Source organism: Dactylosporangium salmoneum (assembly GCF_039532525.1).
Taxonomy (GTDB): Bacteria; Actinomycetota; Actinomycetes; order Mycobacteriales; family Micromonosporaceae; genus Dactylosporangium; species Dactylosporangium salmoneum.
On record NZ_BAAARV010000016.1, the window covers coordinates 287,448 to 300,563 of the forward strand.

General features: G+C 74.9%; 11 protein-coding genes. 2 read left to right on the forward strand and 9 right to left on the reverse strand.

Features of this window, described 5'->3' with window-relative positions; all coding sequences use genetic code 11:
• Positions 1-406: 406 nt before the first annotated feature.
• From ABD352_RS08940 to ABD352_RS08950, 3 genes are all read right to left on the reverse strand, one after another.
• On the reverse strand, positions 407-1,042 hold the full coding sequence (locus tag ABD352_RS08940) for a response regulator (protein WP_425553507.1): 636 nt from the start codon (positions 1,040-1,042) through the stop codon (positions 407-409).
• A gap of 59 nt (positions 1,043-1,101) precedes the next feature.
• Positions 1,102-2,523, reverse strand: a complete 1,422-nt coding sequence (locus ABD352_RS08945) for a sensor histidine kinase (RefSeq protein ID WP_344611770.1) — start codon at positions 2,521-2,523, stop codon at positions 1,102-1,104.
• Between the two features lie 156 nt (positions 2,524-2,679).
• Positions 2,680-3,528, reverse strand: coding sequence for a helix-turn-helix domain-containing protein (locus ABD352_RS08950; RefSeq protein WP_344611771.1), 849 nt, complete (start codon positions 3,526-3,528; stop codon positions 2,680-2,682).
• 47 nt (positions 3,529-3,575) lie between these two features.
• Here ABD352_RS08950 and ABD352_RS08955 point away from each other — a divergent pair, with 47 nt between their 5' ends.
• Together ABD352_RS08955 and ABD352_RS08960 are read left to right on the forward strand one after the other, a co-directional pair.
• Positions 3,576-4,010: a hypothetical protein gene (locus ABD352_RS08955; RefSeq protein WP_344611772.1), complete on the forward strand. Its 435-nt coding sequence runs from the start codon at positions 3,576-3,578 to the stop codon at positions 4,008-4,010.
• 52 nt (positions 4,011-4,062) lie between these two features.
• A complete protein-coding gene (locus ABD352_RS08960; RefSeq protein ID WP_344611773.1) occupies positions 4,063-4,767 on the forward strand; it encodes a DUF998 domain-containing protein in 705 nt (234 codons plus the stop codon).
• A gap of 229 nt (positions 4,768-4,996) precedes the next feature.
• Here ABD352_RS08960 and ABD352_RS08965 read toward each other — a convergent pair whose 3' ends face one another.
• From ABD352_RS08965 to ABD352_RS08990, 6 genes are all read right to left on the reverse strand, one after another.
• On the reverse strand, positions 4,997-7,408 hold the full coding sequence (locus tag ABD352_RS08965) for an FtsX-like permease family protein (protein WP_344611774.1): 2,412 nt from the start codon (positions 7,406-7,408) through the stop codon (positions 4,997-4,999).
• Between the two features lies 1 nt (position 7,409).
• Positions 7,410-8,141, reverse strand: coding sequence for an ABC transporter ATP-binding protein (locus tag ABD352_RS08970; RefSeq protein ID WP_344611775.1), 732 nt, complete (start codon positions 8,139-8,141; stop codon positions 7,410-7,412).
• Between the two features lie 75 nt (positions 8,142-8,216).
• Entirely contained in the window at positions 8,217-9,317 is a 1,101-nt protein-coding gene (locus tag ABD352_RS08975; RefSeq protein ID WP_344611776.1) for a nucleotide disphospho-sugar-binding domain-containing protein, read from the reverse strand.
• Between the two features lie 3 nt (positions 9,318-9,320).
• Positions 9,321-11,354 carry an alpha/beta fold hydrolase gene (locus ABD352_RS08980; protein WP_344611777.1) on the reverse strand — a complete coding sequence of 678 codons (2,034 nt, stop codon included), beginning with the start codon at positions 11,352-11,354 and terminating at the stop codon, positions 9,321-9,323.
• Between the two features lie 35 nt (positions 11,355-11,389).
• Positions 11,390-12,301: an N-acetylmuramic acid 6-phosphate etherase gene (locus ABD352_RS08985; protein WP_344611778.1), complete on the reverse strand. Its 912-nt coding sequence runs from the start codon at positions 12,299-12,301 to the stop codon at positions 11,390-11,392.
• Positions 12,298-13,050, reverse strand: a complete 753-nt coding sequence (locus tag ABD352_RS08990) for an ROK family protein (protein ID WP_344611779.1) — start codon at positions 13,048-13,050, stop codon at positions 12,298-12,300. Before ABD352_RS08990 ends, ABD352_RS08985 begins: the two co-directional genes overlap by 4 nt.
• Between the last annotated feature and the right edge of the window lie 66 nt (positions 13,051-13,116).

Genomic DNA, 13,116 nt, shown 5'->3' on the forward strand with positions numbered 1-13,116 from the left:
CGAAGGGTCGGTACAGGCGGGGGGTGATGGCCTTGCGGCCGCTTTTGGTTGCACCGGCTGGCGGAGAGTTCGGTGCAAGAGGGACGGTAGACCGGCCGACACCGGCGCGCAATATCCAGACGCATCCCTGTTTGATTCTTGCTCGGCTTCGCAAGAGCATGACGACACCGTCGATATACCCACCGTCACGGTCCGCTTTTCCGGTGCTCCGGCAAGGCTCGTGCCGGTGGCGAAATGGCTGCTCCCCAGCCCAGGCCGGTCGCCCTCGTCCCCTGGACGCGACGATCCGCCCGCTGCGCAAGGACCGGCAAGCCCGGCACTGCGGGCCGCCGCCATCTCTCCCCATCCGCGGGCGCCACCCACGCGGCCGGGCCGCGATCGCCCAGGTTCCGACGGGTCGCGAACGTCAGCGTTCGGGCCGGACGAGACCGGACTCGTACGCCAGCACCACCAGCTGCACCCGGTCCCGCAGCCCGAGCTTGGTCAGGATCCGCCCGACGTGGGTCTTGACCGTCGCCTCGGCCACGCCCAGCCGCTCGCCGATCTCGGCGTTGGAGAGGCCCTCGGCCACGGCCAGCAGCACCTGGTGCTCCCGGTCGGTCAGCAGCTCCAACCCGGCCGCGCCGCCCGCGCCCGGACGCCGGGACGGGGCCGCGGCCGGGTCGGGCAGCACGAACCGGTCGGCGAAGCGGTCCAGCAACCGCCGCGTGACCCGGGGCGCCACGACCGCCTCCCCCGCCGCCACGACGCGGATGGCCGCCAGCAGCTCCCCCGGCGGCGCATTCTTGAGCAGGAAGCCGCTGGCCCCGGCCCGCAGCGCCGCGAACGCGTCCTCGTCGGTGTCGAACGTGGTCAGCACCAGCACCCGCGGGCCACCGTCCCGGGCTGCGATCTCGGCGGTGGCCGCCACCCCGTCCATGATGGGCATGCGGATGTCCATGACGACGACGTCGGCCGCCACCGAGCGCAGCAGCCGCAGCGCCTCGGCCCCGTCGCCGGCCTCCCCGACCACCTCCATGTCCGTCTGCGCCGAGAGGATCATCCGGAACCCGGCCCGCACCAGCTCCTGGTCGTCGACGACGACCACCCGGATCGGCCCGGTCACCGCCGCGCCCCCGCCGGCAGCCCCGCCCCGAGCGGCAGCGTCGCCACGACCCGCCAGCCGCCCCCGCCCACCGGCCCGGCCTCAAACGTCCCGCCGTGCAACGCCACCCGCTCCCACATGCCCACCAGCCCATGCCCGCCACCGCCCGGGCCGGACGGGAGCGCGCCGCCGGGCGAGGACGCGGGCGCACCGCCGGGCAAGGAAGCGGGCGCACCACCGGGCGAGAGCACGCCGCCGGCCGAGGACGCACCGCCGGGCAAGGAAGCGGGCACGCCGCCGGGCGAGAGCACGCCGCCGGCCGAGGACGCACCGCCGGGCAAGGAAGCGGGCACGCCGCCGGGCGAGGGCGCGCCGCTGGGTAAGGGCGCGCCCGGATCGGTGGCCCGGCCTCCGTCGTCCGTCGCCGTGATGGTCAGCAGGTCGCCCGAACGCTCGAGGCGGACGGTCATGGCCGCGCCGGGAAGCGCATGGCGCAGCGCGTTGGTGACCGACTCCTGCACGATCCGGAAGGCGATCAGGTCCTCCACCCCGCCCAACGCGGCCAGGTCGCCCCGCCGCTCGACCGCCACCCGCAGCCCGGCCTCCTCCGCCCGGGCGACCACGGCGTCCAGCTCGGCCAGCCCGGCCCGCCGCCGCCCCGTGCCGCCGTCGTACGCCGCGTCCAGCGAACGGGACGAGCCGTCACCGCGCGCGGCATCGTCGGGCAGGGCGGTGCCGGTGCGCAGCACGGTCAGGACGCGGCGCATGTCGGTCAACGCCTCGCGGCCCGTCTCGGCGATCGTCGTCAAGGCGCGGCGGGCCTCCTCGGCGGAGGGGTCCAGCGTGTAGCCGGCGCCGTCGGCCTGGACGATCATGACGCTCAGGCTGTGGGCGATGACGTCGTGCAGCTCGCGGGCGATGGCGGCCCGCTCGTCGGCCGCCGCGAGCCGGGCCAGGTGATCGCGCTCGCGCTCCAGGGTGGCGGCGCGCTCCTCCAGCGAGGCGATGTACAGCCGGCGGGTCCGCACGCCGTAGGCCGTGAACCACACCGCGACCGTCACCGCGCCGGTGACCCACAGGACGGTCCAGAAGTTGCCGCTGTTGCGCTGCTCCGAGGCGGCGGCCAGCAACACGCCCACGCCGGCCCCCGCCCCCGCCAGGATGCCCCACAGCGGGCGGGGCCGGTACTTCACCACCGAATACATCGCCACGAGCACCGCCACGTCGAACATCCGCACGGCGCCGCGCATGGCCAGGTGGGTCAGGGCCAGGGCGTAGACCACGGCCAGGACCGGCAGCGAGTGGCGGCGCCGCCACAGCAGCGCCACGGCCATCAGCGCGCCGGCGGCCAGCACGGGGGCCGGGGCCAGGGTGCGCTCCAGGTAGAGCAGCACCAGGACCCCGGCCACGACCCCCGCGTCGAACAGCCGTTCCGCCATGCCGTCAACCTTAGGCCGGGGGTACGACAAGATTGGCCGTTCGCGCCGCTCGCCGGGCCGGCAGCACGGCGGCCACGACGGCGGCGAGCGCGGCCAGCCCGACGAACAGGGCCAGTCTGTGGCGCTCACACCCATCCGGCTACTAAATGGCCCCGGTTAGTGCTGTCGGCGTAGTTGCCTAAGGTAGACGGTGGGTGTGACTCCGACGACCTCCTTGAAGTCGTTCAGCAGGTGCGTCTGGCTGCTGTAGCCCATGTCGGCAGCCACCCTGGCCCAATCGGGACGTGCTGTGTCGCCGGTCCTGCCGATCGCCCTCAACAGGCGTTGCCGTTTCAGGAGCCACTTGGGGCCGACTCCGACATACTCGGTGAAGGCCGCCTGCAGGCTCCGCTCGCTGCGGAAGAGCTCTGCGGCGAGGGCGCTGACCGTGGTGGGGCCGTCCTCTCGCATCATGGCTGCCACGGCGTCCGCGATGAGCTCCAGGTGCTGGATGGGAGGCTGGGCCGGCCTTGAGCGCAGGAGACTGTCAAAGGCCTCCGCAATCTGCTCCTCGGGCTTTAGCAGCAGCTCACTGCAGAAGCGGGTGCCGGCGTCGGGGAACACAGTTGCCAGGTTGATGCGTCCGCCGCGCAGCTCGTTGATGCGTCCACCCCAGTACGGCGCGAAACCGCCGGGCTTGAAGGCGATGCCGGCGATGGCGCCGGCACCGGCCGTGTCGTAGCTGAGGGCGCCGTCGCTGATCCCGTGCACGAACCCGCCCTGTGCGGTGAAGAAGGCGTGCACCATCGGAGTCGGGAGCACTTCGGTCGGTCGGTAGGTCACATTGTAGGGCAGCCGCCACCGCATGACCCAGTAGTGCGACACACACGCCGCCACGTCGGCGGCCGGCTCGAAACCGCGGACCGCGAAGTACCGGTCGAACATCTCCGGCTCCAGCAGCCCGGTCTGCAGCAAGACCCTGTTTCGGTCGGGCGAGCCTGCGGATTTCTGAGATATCTCGGCCACTCCCCCTTCCTACCGTAAAGGACACCATCCGACACGAGAGGACCACGATGAGCGACACCACCCCAACCCCGACACCCAGCCCTGCCATGCAGTCTCTGGACCGCCTGGTCGGCACCTGGCAACTCTCCGGTGACAGCACTGGCACCGTCACCTACGAGTGGATGGAAGGCGGCTTCTTCCTCCTTCAGCACGTCGACATGCACCTGTTCGGCAGCGACGTCAATGCGCTGGAGGTCATCGGTCATCTGCAGCCCTTCGGGGAGCCGCCGAGCCCCGAGGTCCGCTCGCGTGCCTACGACACCCGAGGCAACACACTCGACTACGTGTACGAGTTGGACGGGGACAGCCTGACCATCTGGGGTGGCGAGCCCGGGTCCTTGTCCTACTACAAGGGCACCTTCGTCGACGAGGACACCAACGTCGGACAGTGGACCTTTCCCGGCGGCGGCTACACCTCCACGATGCACAGGATCGCGCGATGAACACCACCACCACCAATAGCTTCCGACAGCCCGACTCGAAGGCGTGATCATCATGTCCACCTCTACCAGCCGCTTCACCATTGCCGCAGCGCCCGACCAAGGCCGCTCGAACCGCGTCCGCTTCTTGCTCGGCTGCGGTACCGTCGCCGGTCCGTTGTTCCTCACGACGGTCCTCGTCCAGGAGGCCACCCGAGTCGGCTTCGACCCGTCCCGACACCCGCTCAGCGCCCTCAGCCTCGGCGACTTCGGCTGGATCCAGACCACGAACTTCGTCGTCACCGGGCTGCTCGCCGCGGCTGGCGCCGTTGGCGCGCGACGGGTGCTCGGCTCCGGCCCCGCCCGGACCTGGGGGCCTCGCCTGCTCGGCGTGTTCGGCCTCGCCCTCGTCGCAGCCGCCGCCTTCGTCACCGACCCGGTGTCCGGCTTCCCCGCCGCCGGCACCGGCGCGGCGACGCCGTCCTGGCAGGGGCAGGCGCACAACACGGCGGCCCTTGTCTCCGGACTCGCGCTGGACGCCGCCAGCATCGTGTTCGCCCGGCGGTTCCTCAGCCGAGGCCAGCACGCGTGGGCGGCGTACAGCATCGCCGCCGTCGCCGCCGACCTCGCCGCCGCGGGAATCGCTGCAACGACCGGCGACTTCCGGTGGCTGCTTCTCGGCGGAGCGGTCACCTGGACCTGGGCCTCCGCCATCAGCCTAAAGCTCCTCCGCCAACACACCACCGGCCAGGACACCGGCCGCTCAGTTGATTGCGTATGAGGACCCATCGGAGCGGCTGTATGGCAGCTACAGCACTCCGGGCTGTCGCAGTCCCACGGTTGACCGCCGGGCGGCATCAGCACTTCAGGTAGCCGCTGGTGGTGCCGTCGCTGTTGAGGGTCCCGCACGAGGACGGTCAGCACTTGACATAGCCGGTTGCGGTGCCGTCGTCGGCGAGGGTGCCGCACCACGCTGGCACACATAGACCCTTTACCAACAGGCACTTAGGTTAGGCCGGGGGTACGACAAGGTTGGCCGTTCGCGCCGCCCGCCGGGCCGGCAGCACGGCGGCCACGACGGCGGCGAGCGCGGCCAGCCCGACGAACAGGGCAAGGCGGGCCACCGGGACGTCGAACAGGACCGTGCCGCCCAGCGCCGCGGTGGTGGTCAGCCAGCCGTAGGGCACCCCGAACGCCACCCCGCCCAGCGCCCCGGCCAGGGCCATGAGCAGCGCCTCGGTCAGCAGGGTGGCGCCGAGCTGCGCGCGGGTCAGCCCGAGCGCCCGCACCAGGGCCGACTCCGGCGCCCGCTCCAGCACCGACAGCGACAACGTGTTGCCGATGCCGATCACGGCGATGACGAGCGCGAAGCCGAGCAGGGCGGCGATCACGGCGACGAACTGGCCGATGGCGGCGTCGCGCTCGTCGCGGACCTGGGCCAGGTCGGCCACCTGGACCAGCGGGTGGGCGGCCAGCGCGGCGTCCAGCCGGGCCCGTGTGCCCCCGGACACCAGCACCATCGCGTCGTCGCGCACGTCCGGGAAGAGGGCGTCGAAGTCGGCCGCGGTCACGAGCACGTCGCCGGCCAGGGACGAGTTCTGCGCGGCGGCCACGGTCAGGCTCAGCCGGCGGGGGCCCGCGACGAGGTCGACGCGTCCCGACCGGGCCGCCGCCGAGCCGGCGGGCACGACCGCGGCGCCGGGCCGCGGGGACGGCAGGCCGCCCGCGAGGGCCGCCGGGTCGAGCGTGCCGACCAGCACGTCGCCGGCCCGGCCCTGGCGCACGGGAACGACGACAGGGAAGCCCGCGGCGCGGATCTCGCCGGCCACCTCGGCCGGCACCGACTGGCCCGCCACCGCCGGGGTGAGCAGGAAGTCGACTGGGAACGCGGCGTTCAGGCGGGCCTCGGCGGTGCGGCTGACGGTGGCCGCGACCGTGCCGCCGCCGGCCATCAGGGCCACCCCGATGAGGAGGGTCGCCGTCGTGGCCGCGGTCCGCGCCGGGTTGCGGGCCGCATTCGCCGTGGCCATTTTCGCCGGTACGCCGAACAGCCGCCCCGGCAGCCACCCCAACGCCCGCACCACCGGCCCGACGAGCCGCGGCGCGAGCAGCAGCAGCGCCAGGAAGATGCCGATCCCGCCGAGCATCACCAGCGTCATGCCGGCGAGCGGGCCGCCGGTCCCGCGCACCCCGACCACGGTGAGCGCGGCGCCCGCGACCGCCGAGAGCCCGGCGAGCACGACCGACAGCCGGCCGCGCGGGCGGGGCGAGGGCGCCGCCGCCCGCAGCGCCGCCACCGGGCGCACCCGGGCCGACCGAAGCGCCGGCGCGACGGCCGCGGCCACGGTGACCAGCACACCGAGGGCCGGGCCGGCCAGCAGCGGCAGCGGGCCGAGCACGACCGGGCCGGCGGGCAGGCCGAGCACCGGCGAGAGGCGGGACAGGCCGAGCGCGACGAGCACCCCGAGCGCGGTGCCGGCCACCGCGCCGGCCAGGCCGACGAGCGCGGCCTCCGCGAGCACCAGCCGGAAGACCTGGCCCCGCCCGGCGCCGACGCAGCGCAGCAGCGCCGTCTCCCGCAGCCGCTGGGCCATCAGGATCGTGAACGTGTTGACGATGACGAACCCGGCGACCAGCACGGCCACGAGGGCGAACAGGGCGATGCCGACCAAGAGCCCGCTGAGCTGGCCGGAGGCCTCCCGGGCCAGGTCGCGGCGCAGCTGGTCGCCGGTGCGCGCCCGCGCGGCCGGGTCGAGGCGGGCGGCGCGCTCGCGCACCGCGGCGGCGTCCGCGCCCGGGCGCAGCGACGCCACCACCTCCCGGTAGCCGCGGTCGCCGGTGAGCCGGGTCAGCTCGGCGTCGGTGAGCACCACGGTGGACGTCCCGCTGCCGCCGACGCCGGTGACGTCGACGAGGCCGACCAGGCGCAGCGGGCGGCGGGTCTCCCCCGCGTCGACCACGGTCACGTCGGCGCCGACCGTCGCGCCGATCCGGGCCGCGGTGCGGGCGTCGAGCGCGGCCTCGCCCTCGCGCTCGGGCAGCCGCCCGGCGTGCAGGTCGAAGGGGCGAAGCGCCGCGACCGCGCCGGCGTTCACCGCGAAGCCGGGCTCGCCGAGGTCGGTGACGAGCCGGCCGTTGCGGTCCAGCAGCGGCAGGCGGGCGGCCATCCGCCCGTCGGCCGCGGCCACCCCGGCGTCCGCGCGCAGCGCGTCGAGTGCGGCCGGGTCGAGGCGGGCGCCGCCGCGGGCGGTGAGGGCCACGCCGACGTTTCTGGCCCCGCGGGCGTACTCGTCGTAGAGCGCGGCCCGGGCAGTGTCGCGGTAGATGAGCGTCCCGGCGACGAACGCGACGGCCAGGACCACCGCGACCAGGGTCGCCCCGAGCCGCCGGACCCGCAGGCGGGAAAGCGCGAGCGCACGCATCTCAACCACCCAGCCGGCGAAGACCGGCCAGGACCGACTCCGGGTCCGGCTGCTGGATCTCGTCCACGATCCGGCCGTCGGCCAGCAGGACCGCCCGATCGGCGTGGCCGGCCGCCACCGGGTCGTGGGTCACCATGACGATGGTCTGCCCCAGCTCGCGCACGCTGCGCCGCAGGAACTCCAGCACGCCGGCCCCGGTGCGCGAGTCGAGGTTGCCGGTCGGCTCGTCGGCGAAGACCACATCGGGCCGGCCGAGCAGCGCCCGCGCGCACGCCACCCGCTGCTGCTGCCCGCCGGACAGCTCGGCCGGCCGGTGCCGCAGCCGGTCCTGCAGACCGAGCGCGGCGACCAGCTCGCGCATCCAGGCCGGGTCGGGGCGGCGCCCGGCCAGGTCCAGCGGCAGCGTGATGTTCTGCTCGGCGGTGAGCGTCGGCAGCAGGTTGAACGACTGGAACACGAAGCCGATCCGCTCCCGCCGCAGCCGGGTCAGCGCCCGGTCCCCCAGCCCGGTCAACTCGGCCCCGCCGACCTGCACCGAACCGCCGTCGACCGCGTCCAGCCCGGCCAGGCAGTGCATGAGGGTCGACTTGCCGGAGCCCGACGGGCCCATCACGGCGGTGAACTCCCCCGCCGCGAACTCGACACCCACCCCGTCCAGCGCCCGCACCGCGGTCTCCCCGGTGCCGTACACCTTCACCACATCGGCGGCCCGCACCGCCACAGTTCTCGTCACGCTCAGCCACGCTAGGCACGCGAGCGGACGGCGTCGTCTGCGCGAGGTCGTACGACCAAAGTCGCACGACGGTCGTCAGGCCCTCACGAGCGCGGCGATCCTGTCGGCCACCGACGCCGGGGAGGGCATCGCGGCGATCTCGGCGGCCAGCGCGGCCGCCCGGGCCCGGTAGCCGTCGTCCGAGAGCAGCTTCGCCGCCTCGATCCGCACGGCGGCCGCCGAGCGCTCCGGAAACGGCACGCACCGCGCCGCGCCGGCCGCGGTGAGCCGCTCGGCGATGGCGAACTGGTCGCACATCTGCGGCATGAGCAGCTGCGGCCGCCCGATGGTCAGGGCCGCCATCGAGCTGCCCGACCCGCCGTGGTGCACGAAGAGCGCGCACGAGGGCAGCACCTGGTTGTGCGGGATCCAGCCGATGCGCCGCGCGTTGCCCGGCAGGTCGGCCACGCCGTGCACGCCGGCGCCGGAGACCACCACCTCCACGTCGAGGTCGCGCAGGCCGTGCACGGCGGCGGTGAGGCCGTCGACGCCCTCCGGGATCGGCACGGTGCCCATCGACACGCACACCCGCGGGCGCCGCGGCGGCTCCAGCAGCCAGTCGGGGACGGTGCAGGCGGCGTTGTAGGGCACGTACCGCATCGGCGTCCCGCCCGCCGCCGCGCCCAGGCTCGGCGGGCAGGTGTCGACCGTGAGGGCGGGCGGGTCGACCACGATCCCGCCGTACAACTGGGAAAGCCTCGGCTCGACGCGGGCCAGCGCGGACCGGTGCGCCGGCTCGGGCACCGGCAGCCCCCAGTGCTGCAGCACCCACGGGATGCCGGCCCGGGTGGCGGCGAGCGGCCCGGCGTACTCCACCGGCTCGGTCACGACCAGGTCGGGCCGCCACGCCCGCACCAGCGCGCCGACGTCGTCGCGGGTGCGCTCGGCGATGGCCACGAAGACGTCGAGGTCGAGCTCCTCGTTGCCGCCGAGCTCCAGCCCGGCCGGCCACAGCTCGAAGAACGACGCCTCGCCGCCGACGACCGCGGCGGTCAGCCCGGCCCGGCGGACCTGCTGGTGCAGGGGCTGCGGCACGGCCACGAGCACCTGGTCGCCGCGCAGGTGCAGCGCCCAGGCCAGCGGCACCATCGAGAACAGGTGCCCCGGGGCCGGGTTCATGGTGAACAGCACGCGCACGGGTCAGGCCTCCAGGGTGACGGGCAGGTCCTCGATGCCGCGCAGCATGGTGCCGGGCGCGCGGAAGCGGGGCGGTCCGGCCGGGCGCAGGCCCGGGAACCGGCGCAGCAGGCGCGGGAAGAGCACCTGGGCGTGCATGCGGGCCAGCGCCGCGCCCGGGCAGAAGTGCCGCCCGGCGCCGAAGCTCAGCGACGCGCGGGCCGGCCGCCGCAGCACGTCGAACCGTTCGGGATCCGTGGTGTACGCCGGATCCCGGTTGGCCGCCCCGACCAGCCCGAGCACGGCCATGCCCGGCTCGACCTCGACGTCGCCGAAGCGGGCCGGCACGGTCGCGATCCGCACCGCGATCTGCACCGGCGGCTCGTACCGCAGGATCTCCTCGACGGCCCGCTCGGCGGTGGCGTCGTCGCGCACCAGCGCGGCCTGGTCCGGGTGCTCCAGCAGCAGCCGCGCCCCGAGGGTGACGAGGCTCGCGGGCGAGTCGTAGCCGGCGCCGAACAGCAGGACGAGGTCGCCGAGGTACTGTTCGCCGGCGTCCGGGCGCAGCCGCCGTACCACCGCGAGCAGCCCGTCCTGGCGATCGGCCGCCAGCGTCTCGAGCGCGTCCAGGAGGAGCTCCCCGGCGTCGGCCATCTCGCCGCGCTGGCGGGGGGTCATGAACGGCTCGAAGGCGGCCGAGGCCACCCGGGCCGCCTCGCCCAGCCGCAGCGCCTCCGCGTCGGGCAGGTCCAGCAGCCGCCCGATGACCAGCGACGCGAACGGGATGGCCAGCGCCTCGGCCAGGTTGACCACGCCGCCGCCGGCCAGCCGGGCGCCGAGCATGTCCAGGCACTCCTCCGCGGTCGCCGCCGTGCTCTCGCGCAGCTCCTCGGCCCGCCGGGGCACCAGCCGGCGGCCCAGCGCGGCGCGCAGCTCGCCGTGGACCGTCCCCTCGCGCCAGCCGAACGACTGGTAGAGGCAGCGGATGATCCGCACGTCCCGCCAGCTCGGGGTCAGCCGGGCCGGGTCCTCGCCGGGGCTGACGAACCCGGACTCCTGCAGCACCCGGGCCACGTCGGCGTGCCGGCTGAGCACCACCGCGGCGGCCTTGCCGGGCAGCTCGATGCGCAGCACCGGCGTGCGCTCGCGCAAGGCCCGGTAGGCGGCGTAGGGGTCGGGCAGGCCGCGGGGCCGGACCAGATCCAGGAACAGCCGCTCGGCCGCGCGCCGCTCGGCACCGGCCCAGAACCGCAGCAGCGCCGCGACGGTGCGCTCCGGCTGCTCCAGGTTGGGGCTGTGCGAGGCGTCCGGGATGATCTCCAGCTCGGCGCCGAGCCGTTCGGCGTAGGAGGCGAAGTCGCGGGCGGACCACAGGCGCTGGTCGCGGTGGCCGTGCAGCAGCAGCACCGGCAGCCGGGTGGCGCGCAGGTCGGCGCCGCGGTCGCCCTCGACGGTGAGCGAGCGCAGCGCCCCCTGCAGGAACGCCAGCCGCATCCCGGCCAGCCGGCGACGCCAGAACTCGCGACGGGCCACGTCGCCCTCCGGCACCAGCCGCCGTACCACCGGCCACATAACGGCCGAGCCCTGCAGCCGCAGCGTGTGGTCGAAGCCGGACAGCAGCTTGCGGTGCTTGGCGTTGTCCATGCCGGGCCCGGCGCCGATCAGCGTCACCGAGGCCGGCAGGTCGGGCCGGGCCAGGGCGGCGGCGCGGGCCACGAAGCCGCCGTAGGAGTGCCCGACGAGGTGCACCGGGCGCTTCGAGCCGAGGCGCTCCAGCAGCGCCACGAGGTCGGCGCCGTGCCGCTCGATGGTGTGCCGGTCCGGGGACTCGCCGGGCAGCTCCGCGTAGTGGCCGTGGTAGTCGTAGGCGTAGGCGTGGTACCCGGCCGCGGCCAGGCTCGGCAGCACCGGCCCGAAGTCCTCCTTGGAGCCGACCACGCCCGCGCACAGCACGACGGCGGCGCCCCGGTCCGCGTCCGGCGGCGGCAGCGCCCGCAGCGCCGCGACCGGCCCGCGGGCGGTGGCGAGCAGCAGTTCGGAGTCGCTGTACGTGAGCACCCCGCCACCCTAATCGGACTTAACGGATTTTTCCGTCAGGTCCGACCGGATGTCACCGCCCGGACGCTCCCACCGGCGGCCTCCAGCGAGGCCCGCGCCTCTTCCGGCGTAACGCCGGTCAGCAGCACGACCAGGGCGGTGCGCAGGTCGCCGCCGGCCGCCGCGAGGGCCTCGGCGCAGGCCGCCGGGTCCGCCCCGGTCGCCTCGCCCAGAATGGTGAGGGTCCGGCCGCGCAGCTTGGCGTTGGTGGCCCGCAGGCCCACCATGAGGTTCGAGTAGGTGTACCCCAGCCGGACCAGCACCGCCGTGGAGAACGTGTGCAGCACCAGCTTCTGCGCGGTGCCCGCCTTCATCCGGGTGGAGCCGGTGACCACCTCCGGCCCGGTGTCCACGACGATGCAGACGTCCCGCCCGGCGGCCAGCGGCGCGCCCGGGTTGGACGTGACGAGCACGGTCCCCGCCCCGGCGTCGGCCGCCGCCGCGAATGCCCCGGCCAGGTACGGCGTGCGCCCGCTGGCGGCCAGCCCGACCAGCAGGTCGCCCGGGGCCAGGGCGGCGGCCAGCTCGGCCCGGGCCTGCCCGGCGTCGTCCTCGACCGACTCCAGCGCGGTGCGCAGCGCGCGCTCGCCCCCCGCGATGTGCGCCACGAACCGGTCCGGCGCCAGCCCGAAGGTCGGCGGCAGCTCGGCCGCGTCCAGGACGGCCAGCCGCCCCGACGTGCCGGCCCCCGCGTAGTGCACCCGTCCCCCGCCGCGCAGCGCGGCGACCGCCAGGTCCACGGCCCGCGCGATGGCGGGCAGGGCGGCGGCCACGGCGGCCGGGACGGTGGCGTCCGCGGCGTGGATGCGGGCCACCAGCTCCGGCGTGTCGAGCAGGTCCAGGTCCAGGGTGTCCGGGTCGCGCAGCTCGGTCGGCGACCGGACGATCACCGGCTCGGGGTCGGTCATGCCCCCATCAGCTTCCAGGCCCGCGCCCCGCCGACCACGCCGGCGGTGTTGGGCACGATCGTCACGTCCGGGCCGAGGCGGGCCACGGTGTCGGCGTCGATCAGCGCCGAGTTCCCGCCGCCGATGTAGAGCCGGTCCCAGTGGAACACCGGCCGCAGCCCCTCCACCACGCGGCGCACCCGCCGCGACCACCGGGCGTTGCCCAGCTCCCGGCGCTGGATCTCGCCGATGTACGTGTCGTAGGTGCGCTTGCGCCGGATGGGACCGTGCGAGAGCTCCAGGTGCGGCGCGAGCACCCCGTCGTCGAAGAGCGCGTTGCCCAGCCCCGTGCCGAGGGTGATCACCAGCTCGAGGCCGGTGCCGTCGACCAGGGCGGCCCCGTGCACCTCGGCGTCGTTGAGCACGAGCACCGGCCGATCCAGCGCCCGGTGCAGCGCGGCCCGCGCGTCGTAGCCGGTCCAGGCGGCGTACAGGCCCGGGTCGACCGCGGTGTGCGGGCCGGCCTTGGTGACGTAGTGCGGGGTGGCGACCACCACGCCGTGACGGATCATGCCCGGCAGCCCGATCGTGGCCCGCTCGGCCGGCGGCAGCTGGGCCTCGATGTCGAGCACGGCCCGGATGAACCGCTCGGGTGGAAACGGATACGGCGTCGGGACCCGGATCGGTCCCCCGGCCAACGCGTCGGAGTCGTCGACCACGGCCGCCTTGAGGCCGCCGCCGCCACAGTCGATCGTCAGCGTGTTCACCACCCGCTGGATTCTGCGCCACCGGGCGGCCGGTTGCCGCATCCGCGGCGAAAATGCCTCGCTGATCAC